Genomic DNA, 24,119 nt, shown 5'->3' on the forward strand with positions numbered 1-24,119 from the left:
TCGGCGCGGGCAGCAACGACGGCGGCCGCTCGAACGTGGTCGCGGTCGGCTCGGCGGAATCGGCGCGGCAGGTCGTGAACGTCGCGGCGGGCACGCAGGGCACCGACGCGGTGAACGTGAACCAGCTGAACGCGGTATCGAACCAGTTCACGCAGTCGCTGAACACGGTCAACAACCAGCTCACGCAGATGCAGCAGCAGATCCAGCAGACCGATTCGATGGCACGTGAAGGGATTGCCGCGACGGCCGCGATGGCGTCGATCCCGCACATGGACCGCGATTCGAACTTCGCGATGGGTGTCGGCACGGCGTCGTTCCAGGGCCAGAAGGCGATGGCGGTCGGCATGCAGGCGCGCATCACGGAGAACCTGAAGGCGACGCTGAACGGCGGTTTCGCCGGCAGCCAGCGCGTCGTCGGCGCGGGCGTGCTGTATCAGTGGAAGTAATCGTGCACGGCGGTCCGTTCCGGCACGCGCTGCCGGAGCGGGCCGCGTCGAACGCAACGCATGCGGCCGCGCCATCGCGCCGTGCTCAACGCATTTTCGGAGTCCTCAAGTGAAAAACATCCATCTTGTCCTGCTGGCGTCCGTGGTGTCCCTCGCTGCCTGTTCGAGCGCGTCGGGCCCGACGTACAACGCATACGAACTGCAGTCGCGAAACGGTATCCGGACGTTCCAGGTCGACTGCCACGGCATTCTGTCGACCGCGAAGACCTGCATGAAGGTCGCGACGCGCATGTGCGGCAACGAGCCCGTGCGCCTGGTCGATACCACCACGCCGTACCGCGACGGCGCCGATCCGCATTCGATCGTGTTCCAGTGCGGTGCGGCGCCGGGGCCGGCCGCCGCGGCCGTTGCGCCGGCGCCCGTGCCGGTCGAGAAAGTGAGCCTGACCGGCGACGCGTACTTTGCGACGGATTCCGCGGTGCTCTCGCCCGTCGCGCGTGCCGAGCTCGACAAGTTGCTGAACCGGCAAGGCGACCGGCATTTCTCGCGAGTCGAAGTGCATGGCTACACCGATGCGACCGGCTCGGAAGCGCACAACCAGGCGCTGTCGAAGCACCGCGCCGATGCGGTCGCGGCGTATTTGCAAGAACGCGGGCTGAAGGCGGACACGTTCGAAGCGACCGGGCACGGCGAAGCCGATCCGGCCGCCCCGAACGATACCGCCGAGGGGCGTGCGCGCAATCGCCGGGTCGAAATTTCGCTGCAGAGGTAACGCGCAGCGTGCCGGTTGCCGCCAGCGTGGCCGTCGACGCCTGGCGGCGCGGCGCGCTCGCGGCAGCGGCACCAGCTTTCGTCGGGCCTGCCCAATCGACAGTCTTGCCGCGCGCGCGACGATCCGATCGACTCGCGCGGCCTTGCCTTGCCCGTGTCGCCGTTGCCCGCTCGGGCCGCGCGTATGAGAAACGGGTGTCCTGAGCCGGGCGCCGCCGCATAATCCTCGTACGAGGAAACGGCGGCACTTTCCCGCGTTCGCGCGGTTCGTGGAAAACTGTATGAATATACAGTATAGTATCCGGCGAACCCGAGCGGCGCGGGCATGACCCGTGCGGCCCGTGCGCCGCGCCTGCGGGCATCCGCCGCAGCGTTCCGGCACCGTGAATTCCGGCTAACTCATTCAGACGGGCAGGCAAATTGTCATCCAGCAATCTGATCCGCATTCGCGGAGCACGTCAGCACAACCTCAAGAACCTCGATCTCGACCTGCGCACCGGCGAAATGACGGTCGTCACCGGCCCGTCGGGCTCCGGCAAGTCGAGCCTCGTGTTCGACACGCTGTACGCGGAAGGCCAGCGGCGCTACGTCGAAACCTTCAGCGCGTATGCGCGGCAGTTCCTCGACCGGATGGACCGCCCGCAGGTCGAGCGCGTCGACGGCGTGCCGCCCGCGATCGCGATCGACCAGACCAACCCGGTCCGCAGTTCGCGCTCGACCGTCGGCACGATGACCGAGCTCAACGATCACCTGAAGCTGCTGTACGCGCGCGCGGCCGAGCTGTTCGATCGCCGGACCGCGCGGCAGGTGCGGCACGACACGCCCGAGACGATCTACGCGGAACTCGTCGAGCGCACGCGCGCCGACGATCCGCGCGTCGTCGTCACGTTTCCGGTCGAGCTGCCGGAAAGCGCGTCCGAAGACGAAGTCGCGCAATGGCTGTCCGCGAGCGGCTACACGCGCGTGCAGGCGCAGCGCGAAGTCGCGTCGCCCACCGGCCCGCGCAAGCTGCTCGACGTGGTGGCCGACCGCTTCCGCGTGCAGCAGGCTGACAAGGTACGGGTGGTCGAGGCGATCGAGGCGTCGCTCAAGCGCGGCGGCGGCCGCGTGAACGTCTACGTGCTCGGCGCCGAAGCCGAGAACGCGCTCGCCGAGCCGCAGATCTGGCGTTTCTCCACCGGGCTGCACGACCCCGACAGCGACCTGCGCTACGCGGAGCCGCAGGCGGCGCTGTTCTCGTTCAACTCGGCGTACGGCGCATGCGAAACCTGTCGCGGCTTCGGCCGCGTGATCGGCGTCGATCTCGGCCTCGTGATTCCCGACGCGCGCAAGACGCTGCGCGGCGGCGCGATCAAGCCGATGCAGACGCCCGCGTGGAAGGAATGCCAGGACGACCTGATGCGCTACGCGGCGAAGGCGGACATCCGCCGCGACACGCCGTGGTCCGACCTGACGGACGCCGAGCGCGACTGGGTGATCAACGGCTCGCCGGACTGGAACGGCAAGTGGCAGAGCCAGTGGTACGGCGTCAAACGCTTCTTCGGCTATCTCGAGTCGAAGGCGTACAAGATGCACATCCGCGTGCTGCTGTCGAAGTACCGCAGCTACACGCCGTGCGAAGTGTGCGGCGGCGCGCGCCTGAAGACGGAATCGCTGCAGTGGCGGCTCGGCTCGAAGGCGAACGCCGATGCGGTGCTCGCGCCCGCGGATCGCTTCATGCCGCGCGGCGTCGAATGGACGCGCGCGCAGCTCGAGGCGCTGCCGGGCCTGACGGTACACGACCTGATGCTGCTGCCGATCGAGCGCATTCGCCGCTTCTTCGACGAAATCACGCTGCCGAGCGCGCTGCTCGACGATGCGCTGAAGCTGCTGCTCGCCGAGGTGCGCACGCGCCTGAAATACCTGTGCGACGTCGGGCTAGGCTATCTGACGCTCGATCGCCAGAGCCGCACGCTGTCGGGCGGCGAGGTGCAGCGGATCAACCTGACCACCGCGCTCGGCACGTCGCTGACCAAAACGCTGTTCGTGCTCGACGAGCCGAGCATCGGCCTGCATCCGCGCGACCTCACGCGGATCGTCGAGGCGATGCAGCGGCTGCGCGACGCGGGCAATACGCTGGTGGTCGTCGAGCACGATCCGTCGGTGATGCTGGCGGCCGACCGGCTGATCGACATGGGCCCGGGCCCCGGCGAGCGCGGCGGCACGATCGTCTACGACGGCACGCCGGGCGACATCCGCTCCGCGCATACGCTGACGGGCGAATATCTCGGCGGCCGCAAGCACGTCGCGCATGCGTCGAACTGGGCGCGCCGCCCGGTGGACGCGAACACGCCGCGCATCGTGCTCGAAGGCGCGACCGAGCACAACCTGCGCGACGTGACGGTCGAGATCCCGCTGCAGCGGCTCGTGTGCGTGACGGGCGTGTCGGGTTCCGGCAAGTCGACGCTGCTGCAGGACGTGCTCTATCCGGCGATGGCGCGGCACCACGGCAAGGCGACCGAGTCGCCGGGCGCGTATCGCAGCCTCACGGGCGCCGACCAGGTGGGCGACGTCGTGTTCGTCGACCAGTCGCCGATCGGCAAGACCACGCGGTCGAACCCGGCCAGCTACGTCGGCGCGTTCGACGAGATCCGCAAATTGTTCGCGAAGGCGCCGCTCGCGCTGCAGCGCGGCTACGGCGCCGGCACGTTCAGCTTCAACTCGGGCGACGGCCGCTGCCCGACCTGCGGCGGCTCCGGCTTCGAGCACATCGAGATGCAGTTCCTGAGCGACGTCTACCTGCGTTGCCCGGATTGCGACGGCAGCCGCTACCGCGCCGAGATTCTCGAAGTGCGCATCGAGCGCGCGGGCCGCGCGCTGAACATCGCCGACGTGCTCGACCTGACCGTCAGCGAAGCGGCCGCGTTCTTCGCGACCGATGCCGAGGTGCTGCGCGTGCTGCAGCCGATCGTCGACGTCGGCCTCGAATACGTGAAGCTGGGCCAGCCTGTGCCGACGCTGTCGGGCGGCGAAGCGCAGCGGCTGAAGCTGGCCGGGTTCCTCGCCGAATCGGCCGCCGCCGCGGGCGGGCGCCGGATCGCGAGCGAGGAGGCGCGCATCGCGCGCGCGAAGCTGTTCATGTTCGACGAACCGACGACCGGGCTGCACTTCGACGACATCGCGAAGCTGATGCGCGCGTTCGGCAAGCTGCTCGCGGCCGGTCATTCGCTGATCGTGATCGAGCACAACCTCGACGTGATCCGCGCGGCCGACTGGCTGATCGATCTCGGCCCGGAGGGCGGCGACGGCGGCGGCCTCGTGCTGTGCGCGGGCACGCCCGACGACGTGAAGGCATGCGCGCAATCGCATACCGGCGTCGCGCTGCTGCAGTACGACCGTGCGATGGACGGCGAAACCGCGCTCGCCGATGAAGGCGTGCCGCTGCAGGCCGTGCTGAACGCCGCTCGCGAGCGGCGCGCGATCGAGGGCGAGGATGTCGTGCGCATCGTCAACGCGCGCGAGCACAACCTGAAGGCGCTCGACGTCGATATCCCGCATGGCAAGTTCAACGTGATCACCGGCGTGTCCGGTTCCGGCAAGTCGACGCTCGCGTTCGACATCCTGTTCCACGAAGGCCAGCGCCGCTATCTCGAATCGCTGAACGCATACGCGCGCTCGATCGTGCAGCCGGCCGGGCGGCCTGAAGTCGATGCGGTGTACGGCATTCCGCCGACGGTGGCGATCGAGCAGCGGCTGTCGCGCGGCGGCCGCAAGAGCACGGTGGCGACCACGTCCGAAGTCTGGCACTTCCTGCGGCTGCTGTACGTGAAGCTCGGCCTGCAGCATTGCATCCACGACGGCACGCCCGTCACGTCGCAAACCGTCGAATCGATCGCCGCGCAGCTGCTGCGCGACCATCGCGGCGAACACGTCGGGCTGCTCGCGCCGCTCGTCGTCAACCGCAAGGGCGTGTATACCGATCTCGCGAAGTGGGCGAAGGCGCGCGGCAGCACGCATCTGCGCGTCGATGGTGAGTTCGTGACGGTCGATCCGTGGCCGAAGCTCGACCGTTTCCGCGAGCACACGATCGAATTGCCGGTGGCCGACATCGTCGTGTCGCCGGACAACGAAGCCGAGTTGCGCCGCGTGCTCGACGAAACGCTCGAGCTCGGCAAGGGTGTGATGCATCTGCTCGCGCCGCTCGACGGGCTGCACCACGCGATGCAGAACGAGCGCTCGACCGCGCGCGTCGGCGAAATCAAGGTGCTGTCGGTCAAGCGCGCGTGCCCGGTGTGCGGCACGAGCTACCCGGAACTCGATCCGCGGATGTTCTCGTACAACAGCAAGCACGGCTGGTGCACCACCTGCGTCGGCACGGGCGTCACGCTCACGCGCGAACAGCGCGCCGCGTACGACGACACGATCCTCTCCGGCGACGAGCGCGGCCGCGAGCAGACCTTGCCGTCGGACGAGCAGGAGCCGGAAGGCGTCGGCAACGAGCCGTGCCCGGATTGCGGCGGCACGCGCCTGAACCCGGCCGCGCGCGCGGTCACGTTCGATGCGCATCCGATCGTCGAGGTCGCGCAGTGGACGGTGTCCGATACGCGCCGCTGGATCGATACGCTGAAACTGACGGGGCGCGACGCGCAGATCGCGCGCGACATCGTCAGCGAGATCGGCAGCCGCCTCGCGTTTCTCGAAGAGGTCGGGCTCGGCTATCTGAGCCTCGATCGTGCGGCGCCGAGCCTGTCGGGCGGCGAAGCGCAGCGGATCCGGCTTGCCGCGCAACTCGGCAGCAACCTGCAGGGCGTGTGCTACGTGCTCGACGAGCCGACCATCGGCCTGCATCCGCGCGACAACCAGATCCTGCTCGATGCGCTGCGCAAGCTCGGCGACAAGGGCAACACGCTCGTCGTCGTCGAGCATGACGAGGACACGATCCGCCGCGCGGATCACATCATCGATGTCGGCCCGGGCGCCGGCAAGCGCGGCGGCACGCTGGTGGCCGAGGGTGCGGTCGCCGATCTGGCCGCGCAGCCGGATTCGGTCACCGGGCGTTTGCTCGCGCACCCGATGACGCACCCGCTGCAACCGCGTCGCGCGGTGAGCCTGCCGGGCAAGAACGGTGCACCCGCGGTGCCGGAAGGCTGGCTCACCGTCCACGGCGCGACGCTGCATAACCTGCGCGACGTCACGGTCGGCATCCCGCTGGCACGCCTCGTTGCGGTGACGGGCGTCAGCGGCTCGGGCAAGTCGACGCTCGCGCGCGACGTGCTGATGACGAACCTGCTCGACGCGGTCGGTCGTTCGGTGCTGTCGTCGCCGGCCACGCGGCGCGCGCGCAAGGCCGCGCAGCAGGACACGCCGGCCACGAACCGGCGCTCGAGCGTGCTCGCGCGCAGCGCGCCGCGGCCGTCGCTGAACGTCACGCACGCGTGGCAAGGCTGTGAGTCGCTGAGCGGCTGGGAACGGATCGACCGCGTGCTCGAAGTCGACCAGACGCCGATCGGCAAGACGCCGCGCTCGTGCCCGGCCACCTACATCGGCGTGTGGGACACGATCCGCAAGCTGTTCGCCGATACGCTGGAAGCGCGTGCGCGCGGCTACACGGCATCGCGTTTCTCGTTCAATACCGGCGACGGGCGATGCCCGGCCTGCGAAGGACAAGGCGTGCGCACGATCGGGATGAGCTTCCTGCCCGACGTGAAGGTGCCGTGCGACGTGTGCCACGGTCAGCGCTTCAATCCGGAGACGCTCGCGGTCACGTGGCGCGGCCGGAACATCGGCGATGTGCTGACGATGGAAATCGACGAAGCGGTGGAATTCTTCGCGCCGATTTCGAACATCGCGCATCCGCTGCAGCTGATGAAGGACGTCGGCCTCGGCTATCTGACGCTCGGCCAGCCGTCGCCGACGCTGTCCGGCGGCGAGGCGCAGCGCATCAAGCTCGTCACCGAGCTCACGAAGGTGCGCGACGACGTCACGCGGCGCGGGCAGAAGGCGCCGCACACGCTGTACGTGCTCGACGAGCCGACGGTCGGCCTGCACATGGCGGACGTCGCGAAGCTGATTCGCGTGCTGCACCGGCTGGTCGACGGCGGGCACAGCGTGGTCGTGATCGAGCACGACCTCGACGTGATCGCCGAAGCCGACTGGATCATCGATCTCGGTCCGGAAGGCGGCGTGGGCGGTGGCACGATCGTCGCGGCCGCGCCGCCCGAAGGGCTTGCGCAGGTGAAGGCGAGCCATACCGGGCAGGCGCTCAAGCCCGTGCTGGCGCGAACGGCGGCGCAGGAGGGTGAAGCGGTGCGGCAGGGAGAAGCGCGGGTCGGTTGAGCGCGGTGCTTCATGCGAGCGGCCCCGGTGTGCGGTGAGGCACCGGGGCCGCTTTTGCATTCGTCCATGCGATCAGCCGCGCAAACTCATTCGCCCTTGACGCCGATCGTCTCGATGATGGTCTCGAGTTGCGGGCTCATCGGCAGGTTGAGACTCATGCCGGACGGAAGCGGGCGCAGGAACCAGCGCTTGTACTGACGCGTGATCTCGCCATCGGCGGCCAGCTCCTCGAACGTGCTCTTCACGACGCGCGCGAGTTGCGGATCGTCCTTGCGGAACATGATGCCGTACGGGTCGTATGACAGGAAATCGCCAACCACGTCGTACTGGCCGCCCTTGCCCGCATTCTCGGCAATCAGGCCGTACAGCAGCACGTCGTCCGTCGCGAACGCATCGGCCTGCCCGTTCGCGACGAGCGCGAAGCCCTGCGCATGGTCGGGCACCACCTGCAGCTGGATCCCGAGCCTGAACCGCGCGTCCAGGTCGCGCAGCGCCTTCTCGTTGGTCGTGCCCGCCGTCACCGCGACCTTCTTGCCCGCGAGATCGCGGAACGAGCGGATCGGCGAGCCTCGCTTCACCATCACCTTCGTGCCGGCCACGAAAATGATCGGCGAGAATGCCACGCGCTTCTGGCGTTCCAGGTTGCTCGTCGTGGAGCCGCATTCCAGATCGACCGTGCCGTTGACCACCGCGTCGATGCGGTTGTCGGAAGTGACCGGCACCCAGCGGATCGTCAGGCTCTTGTTGACCGCATCCTCGATCGACGACACGAGTGCCTTGCACAGCTCGATCGAATAACCGATCGGCTGGTTGCGCGCATTCAGGTACGAGAACGGGATCGACGCGTCGCGGTATCCGATCGCGATCGTGCCGCTGCTGCGCACCTTCGCGAGCGTGCCGGTCAGTTGGGCCGGCACGGACGGCTCGACGCGCGTCGTCGTGGACGGTGCATCTTCCGCGTATGCGGCCCCGCCCGCGGCAACCAGGCCCGCAAGCGCGAGCGCACGCCAGAATCGCAGCATCTTCATCGCCGGGCCTCCGTCAGACATCCGCCGGATGGGCGATCGTCCCTTCCTGCTCGGCGTCGATGCGGGCGACGTTGGCCTCGGCTTCCGCCTCCGACATGAGCTGGCCTTCCCACTTCGCGACCACGGCGCTCGCGATCGAATTGCCCACCGCATTGGTGGCCGAGCGGCCCATGTCGAGGAACGTGTCGACGCCGAGGATCAACAGCAGCCCGGCTTCCGGCAGCCCGAACTGATGCAGCGTGGCGGCGATCACGACGAGCGACGCGCGCGGCACGCCGGCCATTCCCTTCGACGTCAGCATCAGCACCAGCAGCATCGTGATCTGCGTGCCGAGCGACAGGTGGATGTTGTACGCCTGCGCGATGAACAGCGCCGCGAACGTGCAGTACATCATCGAGCCGTCGAGATTGAACGAATAGCCCATCGGCATCACGAAGCTCGAGATCTTGCGGCGGACGCCGAACCGGTCGAGCGCGTCGAGGATCTTCGGGTATGCGGCTTCCGAGCTGGCTGTCGCGAACGACAGCATGAACGCTTCCTTGATCAGCAGCAGCAGCTTGAATACGCGCCGGCCGAGGAACAGCAGCCCCGCACAGACGAGCAAGGTCCAGAGCAGGAACAGGCTCACGTAGAAGTCGCCCATGAACACCGCGAACTTCAGCAGCACCGACAGCCCGTTGACCGCGACGGTCGCGGCCATCGCCGCCAGCACCGCGAGCGGCGCGAGCTTCATCACGTAGCCGGTGATCTTCAGCATCACGTGCGACAGTTGATCGATCGCGGCCACGAGGATCTTGCCGCGCTCACCGAGCGCGGCGAGCGCCACGCCGAAGAACATCGAGAACACGACGATCTGCAGGATCTCGTTGTTGCTCATCGCCTCGGCGAACGACCTCGGCACCATGTGGCCGACGAAATCCTTGAGCGTGAACTTGGAGGTCGCGAGGTTCGCCGATGCGCCGATGTCCGGCAGCGGCAGGCCGAGGTTGTCGCCGGGCCGCAGCAGGTTCGCCATGAAGAGCCCGAGCAGCAGCGAGATCAGCGATGCGGTGACGAACCAGCCGAACGCCTTCACGAACACGCGCCCGACCGACGCCGCGTCGCCCATGTGCGCGATGCCCACCACCAGCGTGGAGAATACGAGCGGCCCGATCACCATCTTGATCAGGCGCAGGAACACGTCGGAGATGAGGGAGATGTACCCGGCGATCTCGGTGGTGGCCTTTTTGTCCGGAAAGCTCGAGAAGATCATGTAGCCGATCACGATGCCTGCCACCATCGCGATCAGGATCCAGACGGCTGCAGCATTCTTTTTCTGCATCGTGAGCCTCCCATGCACCGGTTCCGCTACCGGGGATGGAAAGGACAATACAGGACGCAAAAGGCGATGAACAGTGCAACCGGGGGCGGGTTTGCGCTAGGGCCGCGTCGCGACCGATTGCCCGCCGACGATTGTACCGGCGGCGCGCCGGTGCCGGCGCGCGGCGCAACCCGGTATCCGGATTGTGCGGAGCAGCAGATAGCCGGTCATGGCGCCGCGATGCGCGCGATGATCGTGGCACCGTACCCGCGCATTGCCGGTCTTCATGGGCAGGTTCGTTCACCAGTCCGACAGCCTGGTCGACCGCAATGCCGTCGTCTACCCGCCAACGTGCCTCTCAGTCGAAATAAGGCGCCAGCACGCCCTCGATCCAGTCCATGAACGCCCGAACGCGCGGCGACAGATTGCGCCGATGCGCGACGACGAGCGACGCCGCGAGCGGTTCGGGGCGCAGGTCGGGCAGCACCTCGACCAGCGCGCCGCTTTCGACATGATTCGCGAGCGCGGAATACCCGGCCTGGATCAATCCGATGCCCGCCAGCCCGGCTGCGTGATAGGTCTGCACGTTGTTGACCTGCATCGCGCTCGGCAATGCAAGCGTCGCGTAGCCGTCGCCAGTCGGATATTCCCAGCCGGGATGCCGGGCGCCCAGTGTCAGCGCGTAATGAATCATCCGATGCCCCTGGCCGAGCAGATCGTCGAGCGTTCGCGGTACGCCATGGCGCGCCAGATAGCCGGGACTCGCCGCATTGATCATGCGAAGGCGGCCCAACGGTCGGGCAATCAGCGTCTCGTCGACGATCGGCCCGAGGCGGATCACGCAATCGAACCCCTCCTGAACCAGATCGACGCGCCGATCGGTGCTCGACAGTTCCAGCTCCAGCTCCGGATGCGCCGCCATCAGTTGCGGCAGCGCGGGAACCACGACGCTGCGCGCGAGCTCGGTCGGCATGTCGACGCGCAACCGTCCGCGCAGCCGCGTGCCATTGCCGGAGAACATCGACTGCAGCTCCTGCACTTCAGCCAGCAGGTCCCGCGCTCGCGCGTAAAAGGCGCGTCCGTCTTCGGTCAGTTGCACGCTGCGCGTCGTCCGATGCAGGAGCGCGACACCCACGTCGCGCTCCAGCGTGCGGATCACCATCGACACACGCCCTTTCTGGATGCCGAGGCTTTCGGCCGCGCGCGTGAAGCTCGACATTTCGGCGACACGGGCGAAGATCAAAAGCGCATCGAGGTTTTGCATTGTTCACCCTGGGAGTAACAGAACGTTCAATCTGACGTCATTTATAACTCAATTCCGACTCAGTAAAGTGCCCTCCGATGTCGTCCCCAACGACCCACCGAACGAAAGGGCACAACCATGAAACAGCAGCAGACCTCAGACGTTGCAACGATCGTCGTCTATCACTCCGGGTATGGGCATACCGAGCGGATGGCGGCGGCTGTCGCCGAAGGCGCCGGCGGCGCGCTCGTCGCGATCGACGCCGACGGCAACATCGCGCCGCACGCGTGGCAAGCCCTTGCGGGCGCGGATGCCATCCTGTTCGGCTCGCCGACGTACATGGGCGGCCCCAGCTGGCAGTTCAAGAAGTTCGCCGATGCATCGTCGAAGGCGTGGTTCGAAGGCGCATGGCGCAACAAGATCTTCGGCGGCTTCACCAACAGCGCAAGCATCAACGGCGACAAGCTCAACACGCTCGAATACTTCGTACTGCTTGCCGCGCAGCACGGCGGCCTCTGGGTGAGCATGGACATCAAGCCGGCGAATCTCAAGGCGTCGATGCGCGATGACCTGAACCGCATGGGCGCCTATATCGCGCCGATGGCGCAGACGCCGGCCGATGCGTCGCCCGACGAAATGTCGTCGGGAGACCTCGAGACGGCCCGCCGCTACGGCGCCCGCGTCGCGACGATCGCCGGACAATTTCGCGCCGGACACGCTCTGGTCAGCTGATACCTGGTGTGCGGATGCGCGCCGGAACGGCGCCGCCGCAATTTCTCTAGCCGACTTCGAAGGGAACGGTCATGAAGTACAAACAACTGGGCCGCACCGGCCTGTACGTCTCCGAGCTGTGTCTCGGGACGATGACGCTGGGTGGCAATGCCGATGCCGGGATGTGGGCAGCGATCGGCGCGGTCGGCCAGGACGACGCGACCCGACTGATCGCCCGCGCGCTGGAAGAGGGGATCAACTTCGTCGATACCGCCGACATCTACTCGTTCGGCCACTCCGAACGACTCGTCGGACAGGCGCTGCGCGACCTCGGCGTTGCACGCGGCGAGATCGTGCTCGCGACGAAGACAGCGGGCGTGATGGGCACGAAACCCAACGATCAAGGCGCGTCGCGCGGCCACATCATGGATTCCGTGCAGCGAAGCCTCGAGCGGTTGCAGGTCGACCATATCGACCTCTACCAGATCCATGCGTACGATCCCGTGACGCCGATCGAAGAGACGTTGCGGGCGCTCGACGATCTGACGCGTCAGGGGCTGGTTCGCTATGTCGGCGTCTCGAACTGGCGCGCCGGAAAAATCGGCAAGGCGCTCGGGATCAGCGAAGCGCTTCATGCGACGCGTTTCGAGACACTGCAGGCGTACTATTCGATCGCCGGACGCGACGTGGAGCGTGAGCTGGTGCCACTCGCGACCGATGAGAAGATGGCGTTGCTCGTCTGGTCGCCGCTCGCCGGCGGGCTGCTTTCGGGGAAGTTCGGCCCCGGTGCGCCGACCGCGGACGGTTCGCGACGCAGCCATTTCGATTTCCCGCCGGTCGATCTCGAGCGCGCGTGGCCGTGCGTTGCCGCGATGCGCGCCATCGCGAACGCGCGAGGCGTGTCCGTCGCGCGGATCGCGCTCGCCTGGCTGCTCGCCAAGCCGCATGTCACGAGTGTCATCATCGGCGCCAAACGCGTCGAACAGCTCGAGGACAATCTCGGAGCCGTCGATGTCGCGCTGACCGCGGACGAGCTTGCGCATCTCGACGCCGTGAGCGCGTTGCCTGCCGACTATCCAGGCTGGATGATCGACCGTCAGGCGGCGGGCAGGCTGCCGCGGCCTTTCACGCGGGACGTGCCGAAATAGCGCGACGGGCGGCGATCCTCGTCGTGCTCGACGAGATCGCCCGACGCCCAATGTTGCCCGGCACCGGATATCCGGGCGGCGACCATCGCGGCAACCGCTAGAATTGCGGTTTTAGCCCGGAACACGCCCATGTCTTTTGCCTCGCTAGGCCTGATCGATCCCTTGCTGCGTAATCTGCAGGGCCTCAATTACCAGACACCCACGCCGGTGCAGGCCAAGGCGATTCCCGCTGTGCTCGGCGGCAAGGACGTCATGGCCGCGGCACAGACCGGCACCGGCAAGACGGCGGGTTTCGCGCTGCCGCTGCTGCAGAGACTGGTGCAGCACGGGCCGGCGGTATCCAGCAACCGCGCGCGTGTGCTGGTGCTGGTGCCCACGCGCGAACTGGCTGAACAGGTGCTGCAGAGTTTCGTCGAGTACGGCAAGGGCCTCGACTTGAGATTCCTGGCCGCCTATGGCGGCGTGAGCATCAACCCGCAGATGATGAAGTTGCGCAAGGGCGTGGACGTGCTGGTCGCCACGCCGGGCCGGCTGCTGGACCTCAATCGTCAGAACGCCGTGCAGTTCGATCAAGTGCAGACGCTGGTGCTCGATGAAGCAGACCGCATGCTCGATCTGGGCTTCGCCCGCGAGCTCAACGCCGTGTTTGCCGCGTTGCCCGTGCAGCGCCAGACGCTGCTGTTCTCCGCGACCTTTACCGACGATATCCGCACGATGGCGGCGAGCATTCTGCGCAGTCCGGTCAACATCAGCGTCAGTCCGCCGAATGCAACGGCCAGCAAGATCAAGCAGTGGGTCGTGCCGGTGGACAAGCGGAACAAGCCCGATCTGTTCATGCATCTGGTGGCCGAGAACAACTGGGATCACGCCCTGGTGTTCGTCAAGACCCGCAACGGCGTGGATTATCTGGCGGCCATGTTGAACGATGCGGGCTATGCGGTCGACACCATTCACGGCGACAAGCCGCAACCCGCGCGTCTGCGTGCGCTGGAGCGCTTCAAGGCGCGCGAAGTGCAGATGCTGGTGGCGACCGATGTGGCTGCGCGCGGGCTCGATATCGACGACTTGCCGCTGGTGATCAACGTCGATCTGCCGATCGTGGCGCAAGACTACGTGCACCGCATCGGTCGTACCGGCCGCGCGGGCGCAAGTGGTGTGGCGGTATCCCTCGTGTGCGCGGACGAAGCGCCGCAACTGGCCGCGATCGAGGCGTTGATCCGGCAAACGCTGCGTCGTGAGGAAGAGCCGGGTTTTGAGGCCGAACATCGCGTGCCGGAAACCAGTGCGACGGGGCAGATCATCAAGAAACCCAAAAAGCCGAAGAAGCCGAAAGTGCCGCAGGCCGGGGTGGGCGCCATGCCGGTGGCGGGCAAGAAGCCACGGCCGCAGGGTGGGGAGGGCAAGCGGAAGCCGGCGGGGCAGCGTGCCGGGGCCGTGGGCAAGGGGGCGAGCTTGTCCAGCGGAAGCCCGTTCAGCGTGCAGAAGCCGCGCGGCAAACCCGCGGGCAAGGCGGCCGCGGGATCACGGAAACCGGCTGGCAAGCCGGCGGGCGGGCGCGGTACGCGTTGATGCTGATCGGGGCGTTAGCGGAGCGATTTGTGGTGGAGCGGCGGTTAGTTTCTTCTGGCCGCCGTCGGCCATCCGCAGTCACGAGCGCTTGCGTTTCACCGTCATGCGAGCGCCGCCTCTGCACCGACTTGCGTACATCGCCCGTCGCGCATGCTTGATACCCCGATGCGCTTCTGCAATGGCATCGGCACTACGTCAACGGCGTGGTTCCGGCGCTCGGCCGAGAGACGCAGGTCAGTCCGGCGCCGCTCGCGTTTCACGAAGAATTTCTTGCGACAGTTCAGGGTCGTCGACCGCGCGAGCCAGAACGAGGGCGCCGGCGATGCTCGAAAGTATATGAATCGCATCGCGACGCGCATGCCTTTTCCGTGCCTTCGCATCAGACTCGACGAAGCGTGCGAGCATACCCTCCCCATCCAGCGACCCGGCGCCGAGGCGCGCGACGCGCATGTGCCTCAGGCAGCGCCGCCGCGCGTGCTGAAAAGCCTGGATATCAGATCGATCTGATCCAGTTGTTCAATCCACCATCTCGACGCGCGTCCTGTCTTGTCCTCGCGCCAGCCGAGGTAGCAGTTCGTGTGCGCCCGCACGCCCGTTACCCGGCGCTCGACGAGCTTGCCCTGCCGTATCAACTCGTCGGCGACGGGCGCGGGCAGCATGCCGACGGCAATGCCTTCGCAAAGGAGGTCGATCTTGGCGGCCAGGTTCGGTACGACGATGACCGGTTGTCCGTCATGAATCGCCACCGATCTCGGCTCGAGGTCACGCGACGTATCGCTGATGACGACGCCGCGATGACTTGAAATTGTGCCGCTGTCGAGCGGCGTTTCGTTCGCGGCAAGCGGATGATGAGGCGCCGCGACAAAAACGTGACGCAGCATGCCGATCGGCCTTGCTGCAATGTTCGGCGCGTGTGGCGGCTCTCCCGCGGCGCCGATCGCGATATCCGCACGTCCCGTCACAAGCGCGTCCCATACGCCACCGAGCACTTCGGTCGACAAGCGAAGCCGTGTCGTCATCTTCAGTTCGTAGAAATCACGCACGTGCGGCCACAACGAAGACAACGGAAGAATCTCGTCGACGCACAGCCTGAGCTCAGCTTCCCAACCCGCATGGACGCTTCGAACCTTGCTCTCCAGCTCCTGTCCGGCTCTCAGCAAACGACGACCGTCCTCGACGAGCAGTCGCCCCGCGTCGGTCAGTTGCGCACGCCGGCCGCTGCGATCAAACAGGGCGACGCCAAGATCAGCCTCCGTCTTCTGCACCAGGTAAGTCAATGCAGACGGTACGCGATGAAGCAGCACGGCCGCTTCCGCGAACGTGCCTGCCCGGTCTATGGCATCGAGCACTTCGAGAACTTCAAACGACAACTTCAAAGCGATTACCTGTTGGATACGCGTCTGATGATCGACACAGCGGCTCGCGGCGCCGGTTGGTCGAGGCTTCCGTCGCGGCTGAAGCCACGGGGCATGCCCGACGCCCCGGCTCACGGCGCTGCGGGGGCGCCATTGTGGCAGCCGCCACGACGCTTTGCCACTGATTCCTCGGATCATGCGCGTCAGCGTGGCTGGGCTTTGGGGCACTGATGCGAGGTGTTCAGGGACGAAAGCGTACGGCACGAGTCTATCAATGCCGGAAGTCAATCCGCGCGCGGGATGACATCCGTGACGTGCCGATCGGGCTCGATATCGGTGAACGCATCGATGTCGGCCATGACGTCGGCCGCCTCCGCGGACGCGAACGCCGCGTCCAGCGCCGCCCGGTCCGCGAAGCCCTGCAACGCGCGACCGGTGATCAGCATCCACGGCGAGCTCGCGAGGCCGCATAGTGTTGAGGCCGTCGCAAATCCGATCAACCCGAGAAAGAACATGCGACCGCGGCCGAACAGGTCGCCCAGGCGCCCGCCGGTGATCAGCGTCACGGCGTACAGGCCGGCATACGACGAAATGACCAGTTGCTCGGCCGACGCCGAGGCGCCCAGTTTCGCGCGGATCGACGGCAGGGCGACGTTGATGATGAATAAGTCCAGCGGTGGCAGGAACGCGCCGACGAGCAGGACCGAAAACATGGCCCAGCGACGCGGATCGGGCGAGACGGGATCATTTCGTGACATGGACGATTCCCCATAAGGAACCAATCAGTTTCAAAATTGGTAAAAAAACTCAGTCGAGCAGGCGCATCGTGCGGTCGACCAGGGCGAGCATGTCGCGCTCGGGCACGCCGGTTTTGCCCAGCACGCGCATGCCCTCGACCTGGCAGACGAGCAATCGCGCCAGCACCTGTTCGTCTTGCTCGGCGATCTCGCCGCTCGCCTGGCCGCGGACGATCACGTCCGCATAGAGCTGCTGCAGGCGCCGCAACATGCGCCCCGTGCGCTCCGCGACGTCTGCATCGCGTGCGGCCAGTTCGGTGGTCATCGCGACCGCGAAGCATCCGCGCCGGCCGGCCTCGCCGACGGACAGGCGCGCATAGCGCAGCAGAAGACGACTGCCACACCGAAGGTCTCAGCCGCCCAAGACGCATTGGGCGCGTCGCATCGAGACGCCGCCGTTCTACGGTTATGCATTGCGGCCAGGCATCACGTTCACGTATCTCGGACTGAAGACCAACGACCGCGCGCAGGTTCACTTCGGCGGCATCGCCAGTGAGAACCTGTTCGTGGCCGGCGAAATGATGGCCGGCAACGTGCTCGGCAAGGGCTATACAGCGGGCGTCGGCATGTCGATCGGCACGGCCTTCGGGCGCATTGCCGGGACGCAGGCCGTGCGCGCCGCACTCAAGACAACGGAAACAACGCGTGCAGCAGTCTGACCCGCTCGCGCCCGAACATACGCGCACCGCCATTTCGGTCGATACGAAAAAAATGCCGCGCGACAGCATGGCACGCGTGATTCCCATTGTGCCGATGAGCGCCAGCGAAACCGAAGTCGCCCGGCAAATGCAGATCTGCAACGCGTGCCGCTACTGCGAGGGCTTCTGCGCCGTGTTCCCTGCGATGACGCGCCGCCTGGAATTCGGCAAGGCGGACGTCAACCATCTGGCGAATCTCTGCCACAACTCAACGTATCTGATTCAGGCCTTGCACGACAAGGCCGCACCCGGCTACTGGCTGAGCTTCGCCGCGCTCTGCGGCTTGTGCGCGACGCTCGGGCTGTACCGTCGCCGCGCGGACAGCAACGCGTCGGCGGCATCGTCGGCCTGATAGAGATTGCATCGGCGCGCAGACGGTGGGCTGAAGGCCTGTTCGACTGACCGACGAATGGGCTTGCCCTGAATTTTTCATCTGCATGTCGGCAAACGATCGTCGGAACGTGCGGCCGGCATTGGCCGCATTTATCGATCGTCCGTGGTGGGCGATCGTATCGGGTCACATGCCAATGGCCGAGCGACGACAGCTCGGCAAAGCCAGCCATCCGCACCTAACGCGCACCGGATAATACGTAACCCGAATCATCCGCCTCAGGAGGCGCGGAAGTGAACAGCGCTCAATGGAAGAAGAGCACCCGCGTCCCGAACGTATGATTCGCCTCCGCGGCCATCAGAACCATGAGCACCAGCAGACACAGCGGCGGTATGAGAATCGCATACACCAGCGCCAGTCGTTCCCACATCATGTGCATGAAGATCGACACGATCAGCCCGGCCTTGGCGATCATCAGCACGACGATCAGCACCCAGCGCAACAAGCCATGCACGTGGAAGTAATCCACCAGATACGACAACGTGCTCAGGACGAACAGCAGGCCCCAGATTTTCAGGTAGATGCCGATCGGATGCTGCTGGCCGTGCGCGGCGTCGGATCGATCGACGGGATCGGTGTGGTCCATGGCCTGCCTCACCACAAATAGAACAGCGCGAAGATGAACACCCACACGAGGTCGACGAAGTGCCAGTACAGGCCGGCGATCTCGACGATCTGGAAATTGCCGTGCCCGGTGAACCCGGGCTGCAGGATCTTGCGTGCGATCAGCAACAGGTAGATCACGCCACACGTCACGTGAAAGCCGTGGAACCCGGTGATCATGAAGAAGCATGCGCCGAACTGCGTGGCGCCGAGCGGGTTGCCCCACGGGCGAATTCCTTCATGGACGATCAGCTTGGTCCACTCGAAGGCCTGCATCGACACGAACGTCACGCCGAGCAGCGCGGTCGCCAGCAACAGTGCGGCGGCGCGCGTCGCGTTGCGCCGATAGCCGAAATTGACGGCCATCGCCATGGTGCCGCTACTGGTGATCAGCGTGAACGTCATGATGGCGATCAGCAGCAACGGCACGTCGATGCCCGCCACGGTGAGGCCGAACACCTTGGACGTGTCGGGCCACGGCGCCGTGGTCGACATGCGCACCGTCATGTAGCCGATCAGGAAGCTGCTGAAGACGAAGGTGTCCGACAGCAGGAAGATCCACATCATCGCCTTGCCCCACGGCACCTTGAAGGCTTCGCGATCGGCCGACCAGTCCGTGACGATGCCGTGCCAGCCGTCGGGGCGGGCGTCGGCAGGCGGCATGGCAGCGGGTTCGGGCGGGAGCGTGGGCGAGGTCATGGCGCGGCTCCATACAGCGGCCCGCAGATGGCGGCGACAACCGCAGGGGTGAGCCACCACATCGCCGCCAGCAGCACGAGCCAGACCGCCAGCAGGAAATGCCAATAGAGGGCACACAGCGAAATGGCGCGTTGAGCCCTGAACGGGTCGCCATGGCGCCGCTGTGCGATCGTCACGGCCCAGGCGATCAACCCGCCGAGCACGTGCAATCCGTGCAGGCCGGTGAGCAGGTAAAGGAAGCTGTCGGAAGGATTGGCGATGACGGTTTGCCCGGCCGCCGACAGCATGCGCCACGCGGTGAGTTGCCCGATCACGAACACGGCGGCCAGCACGCCGCCGCATACGAGCCACGCCACGCGATGCACGGTCAACCGCCGGGCACGCTGCATGGCAACGCTTGCCAGCGCGAGCGCACTGGTGTTCCACCATAGCAGCGCCGGATGCGGGATCGGCTGCCAGTCCGGCTCGCGCATGCGCATGCCGTACGCGAGCAGCAGCAGTGAAAACAATGCCGTCGCGACGGCCATGAACACGATCAGGCCGGTGCGGCTCGCATTCGGCAAGACGGGCGGCGGCGTGTCGGGAACGAAGGTGCGCGGCAGCGTGGTCATTTGCGTGCCTCGCCGGGTTGAAGCGCCGGGTGGGCCGGCTTCGGTTCGGGTGCGGTCGCGGGCGGCCGGTTTTGCGGGACGAAATCTTCCGCTTGCCCCGGCGGGCTGTATTCGTACGCCCAACGATAGACGACGGGTTGAGCGGCGCCCCAGTTGCCGTGCGCGGGCGGCGTTTGCGGCGTCTGCCATTCCAGTGTGGTGGCCCGCCATGGATTGCCGTCGGCACGCTTGCCGCGCACGAGGCTCGATGCCAGGTTGTACAGGAACAGCAGCTGCGCCACGGCCACGATCAGCGCGACGACGGTGATGAAGGCGTTGAGCATCTGCGCCGAGTGCGGGATGAAGCTGTAGCCCTCGTACGCGTAATACCGGCGAGGCATGCCGAGGATGCCGAGATAGTGCATCGGGAAGTAGATCGCGTAGGTGCCGACGAAGGTGGTCCAGAAGTGTGCGCGCCCGAGCGTGTCGTCTAGCATGCGGCCCGTTACCTTCGGATACCAGTGATAGATGCCGCCGAACACCACCAGGATCGGCGACACAGCCATCACCATGTGGAAGTGCGCCACGACGAAGTACGTGTTCGACAGTGGAATGTCCACGCTCACGTTGCCGAGATAGAGACCGGTCAGCCCGCCGAGCACGAAGGTGCTGATGAAGCCGATGGCGAACAGCATTGGCACGGTCAGGTGGATGTCGCCACGCCACAGCGTCAGCACCCAGTTGTAGACCTTGAGGGCGGTCGGAACGGCAATGATCAGCGTGGTGGTCGCGAAGAAGAAGCCGAAGTACGGGTCCATGCCGGCGATGAACATGTGGTGCGCCCAAACCACGAAGCTCAGTGCGCCGATGATGACGATGGCCCACACCATCATCCGGTAACCGAAGATGCTCTTGCGCGCGTGGGTGCTGATGAGGTCCGACGCGATGCCGAAGGCCGGCAGCGCGACGATGTAGACCTCCGGATGCCCGAAGAACCAGAACAGGTGCTGGAACAGCAACGGGCTGCCGCCGGCATGCTTGAGCGACTGCCCCATCGACACCACGGCCGGTATGAAGAAACTGGTGCCGAGTGTGCGGTCGAGCAGCATCATCACCGCCGATACGAACAGCGCTGGAAATGCGAGCAGCGCCATGATGGTCGCGATGAAGATGCCCCACACCGTGAGCGGCATGCGCATGAGTGTCATGCCGCGGGTGCGCGCCTGCAGCGTGGTGGTGACGTAGTTCAGGCCGCCCATGGTCGCCGCGACGATGAAGATCGCCAGCGATACGAGCATCAGCACGATGCCCCATTCGACGCCCGGCGTGCCGGGCAGGATGGCCTGGGGCGGATACAGCGTCCAGCCCGCACCGGTCGGCCCGCCCGGCACGAAGAAGCTCGCCACCAGCACCAGCACGGCCAGCAGGTAGACCCAGTAGCTCAGCATGTTGAGAAACGGGAATACCATGTCGCGCGCGCCCAGCATCAGCGGGATCAGATAGTTGCCGAAGCCGCCCAGGAACAGCGCGGTCAGCAGGTAGATGACCATGATCATCCCGTGCATGGTGACGAACTGGTAGTAGTGGTTGGCGTCGATGAAGCTGAACTTGCCCGGAAAGCCGAGCTGCAACCGCATCAGGTCCGACAGGACGAGGCCGACCAGGCCGATGGCAATGGCCGTCAGCGAATACTGCACGGCGATGACCTTGTGGTCCTGGCTCCAGACATAGCGTGTCCAGAAGTTTTTCGGGACGTGGTCGATGTGCGCGTAGGGCATGGCGTCGGCTCCGCTAGGGCTGGCGGTTGGCCGCGGTGCTGGCAGCCGGGCCGCCTTGCGATTCGATGTAGGTCACGAGCGCGGTCAGCTCCTGCTCGCTCAGGTCGAAATGCGGCATGATCGGTGCGTACCCCTTCACGACGCGGGCCGTCGGGTTGCGAATGAACGCGCGCAGATACGCGTCGTCCACCTTCGCGGTGCTGCCGTCTGCCATCGTTTCGGTCTTGCCGAACAGGCCCTTCCAGGTCGGGCCGACGCGCGGGCTGCCGTCAACGGTATGGCATGCCAAACATCCCCTGGATGCCGCGAGCGCCTTGCCCTGGTCGGCAAGTGCCTGTGCGCTGCTGCCTGCCGTGGCCGCAGCGGCTTGCACGCCGGCCTGCTGCCGCTGCGCGAAAGTGGTCTGCCGCGCCAGCCAGCGCGAGAACGATGCTTCGTCTTCAACGACCACCACGCCGCGCATGCTGGCGTGCCCGAGACCGCAAAGCTGCGCGCACAGGATGTCGTAACGTCCCGCCCGGGTCGGCGTGAACCAGAAGGTCGTCACCATGCCGGGCACCATGTTCATGCGCGCACGGAACGGCGGCACATAAAAGTCGTGCAGCACGTCGAGCGATCGTGTCAGAACCTGGATCGGCCGGTTCAGCGGCAGGTGGACTTCGGGCGTCTCGATCAGATAGTTGTCGCGGCCGTTCGGGTCGGCGGGGTTCAGCCCGAACGGGTTGTCGTTGCCGACGTAGCGCACGTCCGTCGTGCCCAGCTTGCCGCCGGGGCCGGCGAAGCGGAAGCGCCATTGCCATTGCCGGCCGAGCACTTCCATCTGCAGCACATTGCGCGGCGGCCGGATGTAGTCCGCGTAGACGAACAGGCCGGGCGCCAGCAGCGCCGCCACGCCGACGGCCGTCAGGCCGATCAGCCACCATTCCAGCCGCCGGTTGTGCGGTTCGTAGGCCGCGCGATGCCCGCCGCGGTGGCGGTAGCGCATCAGGGCGATCGCGATGAACAGGTTGATCGCGATGAAGAATGCGCCGGTGATGACGAGCGTGATCGTCAGCATGTCGTCCATGCGCACCCAGTTCGACGCGATCGGCGTGATCCACCACGGGCTGGCAAAGTGAAACCCCACCGCCAATGCGATGATCACGATCAGGGCAATCGCAAGCGCCATGGGCCGCCTCGCCGCGCATCACTCGCCGGAACCGCCAACCCGCGCTCCCGGCGTCGTCGTGCCGCCTTGCCGTGTTTCTTATGACATTTCGACGGCAGTCGACCAAGGCCGATTCGCCAAGCTCGTGGGCGGCTTCAAGAAAAAGGTCGTTCGCTCCTTCGCATCGTGCAAGGCAGCTCAACGGGGCACGCACGCTCCCATACCCGCATCGCACGACCGACGGCGCCATTGACTCGCGACGACCCGCAAAACGGCCGCCTTCGACGTGAGTCGTCGAGGCAGCCATATCGCGCGGCGCGAAGAAACGGCGTGTCAGTGCATCGCGTTCTGCTTGCGCCGTTCAAGCATGCCGTAGACGATGGCGGTTACCACACCGAACAGCAGGTTGGCCAGCAACGGACCTGATCCTCGCTCCGAGATGAACCACGGGAACACGGCGGTCATCACGTAGAAGTTCCAAATGTACGCGGCGATCCCGAAAGCCAACCCGATGACGGCCTCCATGCCGACGCTCGAATCGAAGCGGAACGGGGCCATGATCGCGGCAAGAATCATCCCCATGATGGCGCCGAGCACATAGTGCAGCAGCAGTGCCGTTCCCACGATGCCGAAGCTGAACACCGACATCTGTTCGAGCGCACCGCGACCCATCACCATCGCCGCGATCTTGTGGGTCGGTTGCCACGGGCTTTCATCGAGCACCATGGTCGACCAGAAGAACTCGAGCACGATCACCAGGGCGCCGCCCGCAAGACCGGCTACGGCAGCGGCGAGCCAATCCGGCACGCGACGCTGCCAATGGTGGGATTGAATGTGCAGTTCCATGGAACCTCCTCGCCGAAGGATCAACCTCGGCATTCAGGCACGCCGGTTTTCGGATGTCAGGGGAAAACCGGTGACGTAGGCTCGCCGCCCACCAGATCCGCCTTCGGAAAATGCCGGGCGATCATCTGCTCGATTTCCTGCTCTCGCAATGCCGGCACGTCGGCCATGATCAGAATCTGGCCTTCCTTGATCGCTTCGCGGAATCGCTGGAGTCGCGCGTTCGGTTCGGCGATGCCGATCATCCCGGCCGTCCATGCGCCGAAACCCGCGCCCACCACCGTCAAGGCGACGACGGCGCCGCCCGCGATCACGAGCTCCGCAGGAGGGTAAACAAGCGCGACGAGACCGATGAGCGCGCCCGTTGCGCCGCCGAGTGCGACACCCCGCTCGAGCGCGTGCACCACATCGCTGCTTTGCAGCAGAGATGCTTCGGGTAACTCATCAAGTGTGACACTGTGGTCGGCGAGAACGTGGATATGGCGCCAGATGATGCGCGCGCGGAGCAGGTCGTCCACGATCGCCTTCGCCATCTGCGTGTCGGGTGCGAGGAAATAGAGGCGCCTCATGTCGGCCCCCTTTTTCAGTCTGGAGTACGTTCTATTTTATGTCAGCATCGCGAACGTGGTGCCGGCGCGCGAGTTTCCTCGGGTATGTACGGGCAGGCGGCAGAACAACTTCGAGCTT

Annotated in this window: 20 protein-coding genes and 3 pseudogenes; 8 read left to right on the plus strand and 15 right to left on the minus strand. The window is 66.0% G+C overall.

The window, feature by feature from the left end:
* From HW466_RS25235 to uvrA, 3 genes are all read left to right on the plus strand, one after another.
* Positions 1–446: YadA-like family protein (locus HW466_RS25235; RefSeq protein ID WP_176316108.1), on the plus strand; the 446-nt coding region annotated here is incomplete at its 5' end.
* Between the two features lie 109 nt (positions 447–555).
* A complete protein-coding gene (locus tag HW466_RS25240) occupies positions 556–1,218 on the plus strand; it encodes an OmpA family protein (protein WP_059848993.1) in 663 nt (220 codons plus the stop codon).
* A 419-nt stretch (positions 1,219–1,637) separates the two neighbouring features.
* Positions 1,638–7,532, plus strand: a complete 5,895-nt coding sequence (uvrA, locus tag HW466_RS25245) for an excinuclease ABC subunit UvrA (RefSeq protein ID WP_174905595.1) — start codon at positions 1,638–1,640, stop codon at positions 7,530–7,532.
* 86 nt (positions 7,533–7,618) lie between these two features.
* Here uvrA and HW466_RS25250 read toward each other — a convergent pair whose 3' ends face one another.
* The 4 genes from HW466_RS25250 to HW466_RS25265 all read right to left on the minus strand — a co-directional run bounded on the left by HW466_RS25250 (position 7,619) and on the right by HW466_RS25265 (position 11,124).
* Positions 7,619–8,560 carry an amino acid ABC transporter substrate-binding protein gene (locus tag HW466_RS25250; protein ID WP_151003401.1) on the minus strand — a complete coding sequence of 314 codons (942 nt, stop codon included), beginning with the start codon at positions 8,558–8,560 and terminating at the stop codon, positions 7,619–7,621.
* Positions 8,561–8,573: 13 nt separating this feature from the next.
* On the minus strand, positions 8,574–9,881 hold the full coding sequence (locus tag HW466_RS25255) for a dicarboxylate/amino acid:cation symporter (protein WP_059502498.1): 1,308 nt from the start codon (positions 9,879–9,881) through the stop codon (positions 8,574–8,576).
* 96 nt (positions 9,882–9,977) lie between these two features.
* Positions 9,978–10,148 carry a hypothetical protein gene (locus tag HW466_RS25260; protein WP_170296617.1) on the minus strand — a complete coding sequence of 57 codons (171 nt, stop codon included), beginning with the start codon at positions 10,146–10,148 and terminating at the stop codon, positions 9,978–9,980.
* Positions 10,149–10,218: 70 nt separating this feature from the next.
* On the minus strand, positions 10,219–11,124 hold the full coding sequence (locus HW466_RS25265; RefSeq protein WP_151003403.1) for a LysR family transcriptional regulator: 906 nt from the start codon (positions 11,122–11,124) through the stop codon (positions 10,219–10,221).
* Between the two features lie 117 nt (positions 11,125–11,241).
* On the opposite strand from HW466_RS25265, the gene HW466_RS25270 reads away from it, so the two are divergent.
* The 3 genes from HW466_RS25270 (at position 11,242) to HW466_RS25280 (ending at position 14,531) form a co-directional block, all read left to right on the plus strand.
* On the plus strand, positions 11,242–11,835 hold the full coding sequence (locus tag HW466_RS25270; protein WP_151003405.1) for a flavodoxin family protein: 594 nt from the start codon (positions 11,242–11,244) through the stop codon (positions 11,833–11,835).
* A gap of 71 nt (positions 11,836–11,906) precedes the next feature.
* Positions 11,907–12,962 carry an aldo/keto reductase gene (locus HW466_RS25275; protein WP_151003407.1) on the plus strand — a complete coding sequence of 352 codons (1,056 nt, stop codon included), beginning with the start codon at positions 11,907–11,909 and terminating at the stop codon, positions 12,960–12,962.
* Between the two features lie 129 nt (positions 12,963–13,091).
* The gene (locus HW466_RS25280) at positions 13,092–14,531 is read left to right on the plus strand and encodes a DEAD/DEAH box helicase (RefSeq protein ID WP_060118955.1); all 1,440 of its coding nucleotides are present in this window, start codon (positions 13,092–13,094) and stop codon (positions 14,529–14,531) included.
* Between the two features lie 234 nt (positions 14,532–14,765).
* Here the strand turns inward: HW466_RS25280 and HW466_RS25285 are convergent, their stop codons facing one another.
* The 4 genes and pseudogenes from HW466_RS25285 to HW466_RS25305 all read right to left on the minus strand — a co-directional run bounded on the left by HW466_RS25285 (position 14,766) and on the right by HW466_RS25305 (position 17,011).
* On the minus strand, positions 14,766–14,936 hold the full coding sequence (locus HW466_RS25285; protein ID WP_174905596.1) for a hypothetical protein: 171 nt from the start codon (positions 14,934–14,936) through the stop codon (positions 14,766–14,768).
* A 50-nt stretch (positions 14,937–14,986) separates the two neighbouring features.
* Positions 14,987–15,907, minus strand: a complete 921-nt coding sequence (locus HW466_RS25290) for a LysR family transcriptional regulator (RefSeq protein ID WP_060346848.1) — start codon at positions 15,905–15,907, stop codon at positions 14,987–14,989.
* 347 nt (positions 15,908–16,254) lie between these two features.
* A pseudogene (locus tag HW466_RS25300) lies at positions 16,255–16,644 on the minus strand (MFS transporter); the annotation flags it as partial.
* 49 nt (positions 16,645–16,693) lie between these two features.
* Complete coding sequence (locus HW466_RS25305) at positions 16,694–17,011, minus strand: TetR family transcriptional regulator C-terminal domain-containing protein (protein ID WP_437340613.1); 318 nt, start codon at positions 17,009–17,011, stop codon at positions 16,694–16,696.
* Here HW466_RS25305 and HW466_RS25310 point away from each other — a divergent pair.
* Together HW466_RS25310 and tcuB are read left to right on the plus strand one after the other, a co-directional pair.
* Positions 17,008–17,342: pseudogene (locus HW466_RS25310) on the plus strand (FAD-binding protein); the annotation flags it as partial. The gene HW466_RS25305 and the pseudogene HW466_RS25310 sit on opposite strands and share 4 nt — an antisense overlap.
* Positions 17,329–17,589, plus strand: a pseudogene (gene tcuB / locus HW466_RS25315) (tricarballylate utilization protein TcuB); the annotation flags it as partial. The pseudogenes HW466_RS25310 and tcuB, both read left to right, overlap by 14 nt.
* 427 nt (positions 17,590–18,016) lie before the next feature.
* Here the strand turns inward: tcuB and HW466_RS25325 are convergent.
* The 7 genes from HW466_RS25325 to HW466_RS25355 all read right to left on the minus strand — a co-directional run bounded on the left by HW466_RS25325 (position 18,017) and on the right by HW466_RS25355 (position 24,001).
* Positions 18,017–18,358, minus strand: coding sequence for a cytochrome C oxidase subunit IV family protein (locus tag HW466_RS25325; RefSeq protein ID WP_151003409.1), 342 nt, complete (start codon positions 18,356–18,358; stop codon positions 18,017–18,019).
* A gap of 8 nt (positions 18,359–18,366) precedes the next feature.
* Positions 18,367–19,074, minus strand: a complete 708-nt coding sequence (locus HW466_RS25330; protein WP_151003411.1) for a heme-copper oxidase subunit III family protein — start codon at positions 19,072–19,074, stop codon at positions 18,367–18,369.
* Complete coding sequence (locus HW466_RS25335; RefSeq protein WP_151003413.1) at positions 19,071–19,685, minus strand: cytochrome c oxidase subunit 3; 615 nt, start codon at positions 19,683–19,685, stop codon at positions 19,071–19,073. The genes HW466_RS25330 and HW466_RS25335 overlap by 4 nt, the downstream gene beginning before the upstream one ends.
* Positions 19,682–21,442, minus strand: coding sequence for a cytochrome c oxidase subunit I (gene ctaD / locus HW466_RS25340; protein ID WP_151003415.1), 1,761 nt, complete (start codon positions 21,440–21,442; stop codon positions 19,682–19,684). The genes HW466_RS25335 and ctaD overlap by 4 nt, the downstream gene beginning before the upstream one ends.
* Positions 21,443–21,455: 13 nt before the next feature.
* Positions 21,456–22,610 (minus strand): c-type cytochrome, encoded by a 1,155-nt coding sequence (locus tag HW466_RS25345; RefSeq protein ID WP_151003417.1) that lies wholly within the window; start codon positions 22,608–22,610, stop codon positions 21,456–21,458.
* Positions 22,611–22,922: 312 nt separating this feature from the next.
* Positions 22,923–23,435 (minus strand): hypothetical protein, encoded by a 513-nt coding sequence (locus tag HW466_RS25350; protein WP_060346856.1) that lies wholly within the window; start codon positions 23,433–23,435, stop codon positions 22,923–22,925.
* A gap of 56 nt (positions 23,436–23,491) precedes the next feature.
* Complete coding sequence (locus HW466_RS25355; protein WP_060346857.1) at positions 23,492–24,001, minus strand: hypothetical protein; 510 nt, start codon at positions 23,999–24,001, stop codon at positions 23,492–23,494.
* Positions 24,002–24,119: the final 118 nt, after the last annotated feature.

Source organism: Burkholderia territorii (genome assembly GCF_902833055.1).
Classification (GTDB): Bacteria; Pseudomonadota; Gammaproteobacteria; order Burkholderiales; family Burkholderiaceae; genus Burkholderia; species Burkholderia territorii.

Coding starts and splice junctions, on each gene's coding strand:
- HW466_RS25250 (WP_151003401.1), bottom strand. CDS start 8,560: ATGAAGATGCTGCGATTCTGGCGTGCGCTCGCGCTTGCGGGCCTGGTT.
- HW466_RS25255 (WP_059502498.1), bottom strand. CDS start 9,881: ATGCAGAAAAAGAATGCTGCAGCCGTCTGGATCCTGATCGCGATGGTG.
- HW466_RS25260 (WP_170296617.1), bottom strand. CDS start 10,148: ATGAAGACCGGCAATGCGCGGGTACGGTGCCACGATCATCGCGCGCAT.
- HW466_RS25265 (WP_151003403.1), bottom strand. CDS start 11,124: ATGCAAAACCTCGATGCGCTTTTGATCTTCGCCCGTGTCGCCGAAATG.
- HW466_RS25270 (WP_151003405.1), top strand. CDS start 11,242: ATGAAACAGCAGCAGACCTCAGACGTTGCAACGATCGTCGTCTATCAC.
- HW466_RS25275 (WP_151003407.1), top strand. CDS start 11,907: ATGAAGTACAAACAACTGGGCCGCACCGGCCTGTACGTCTCCGAGCTG.
- HW466_RS25280 (WP_060118955.1), top strand. CDS start 13,092: ATGTCTTTTGCCTCGCTAGGCCTGATCGATCCCTTGCTGCGTAATCTG.
- HW466_RS25285 (WP_174905596.1), bottom strand. CDS start 14,936: ATGCTCGCACGCTTCGTCGAGTCTGATGCGAAGGCACGGAAAAGGCAT.
- HW466_RS25325 (WP_151003409.1), bottom strand. CDS start 18,358: ATGGACCACACCGATCCCGTCGATCGATCCGACGCCGCGCACGGCCAG.
- HW466_RS25330 (WP_151003411.1), bottom strand. CDS start 19,074: ATGACCTCGCCCACGCTCCCGCCCGAACCCGCTGCCATGCCGCCTGCC.
- HW466_RS25335 (WP_151003413.1), bottom strand. CDS start 19,685: ATGACCACGCTGCCGCGCACCTTCGTTCCCGACACGCCGCCGCCCGTC.
- ctaD (WP_151003415.1), bottom strand. CDS start 21,442: ATGCCCTACGCGCACATCGACCACGTCCCGAAAAACTTCTGGACACGC.
- HW466_RS25345 (WP_151003417.1), bottom strand. CDS start 22,610: ATGGCGCTTGCGATTGCCCTGATCGTGATCATCGCATTGGCGGTGGGG.
- HW466_RS25350 (WP_060346856.1), bottom strand. CDS start 23,435: ATGGAACTGCACATTCAATCCCACCATTGGCAGCGTCGCGTGCCGGAT.
- HW466_RS25355 (WP_060346857.1), bottom strand. CDS start 24,001: ATGAGGCGCCTCTATTTCCTCGCACCCGACACGCAGATGGCGAAGGCG.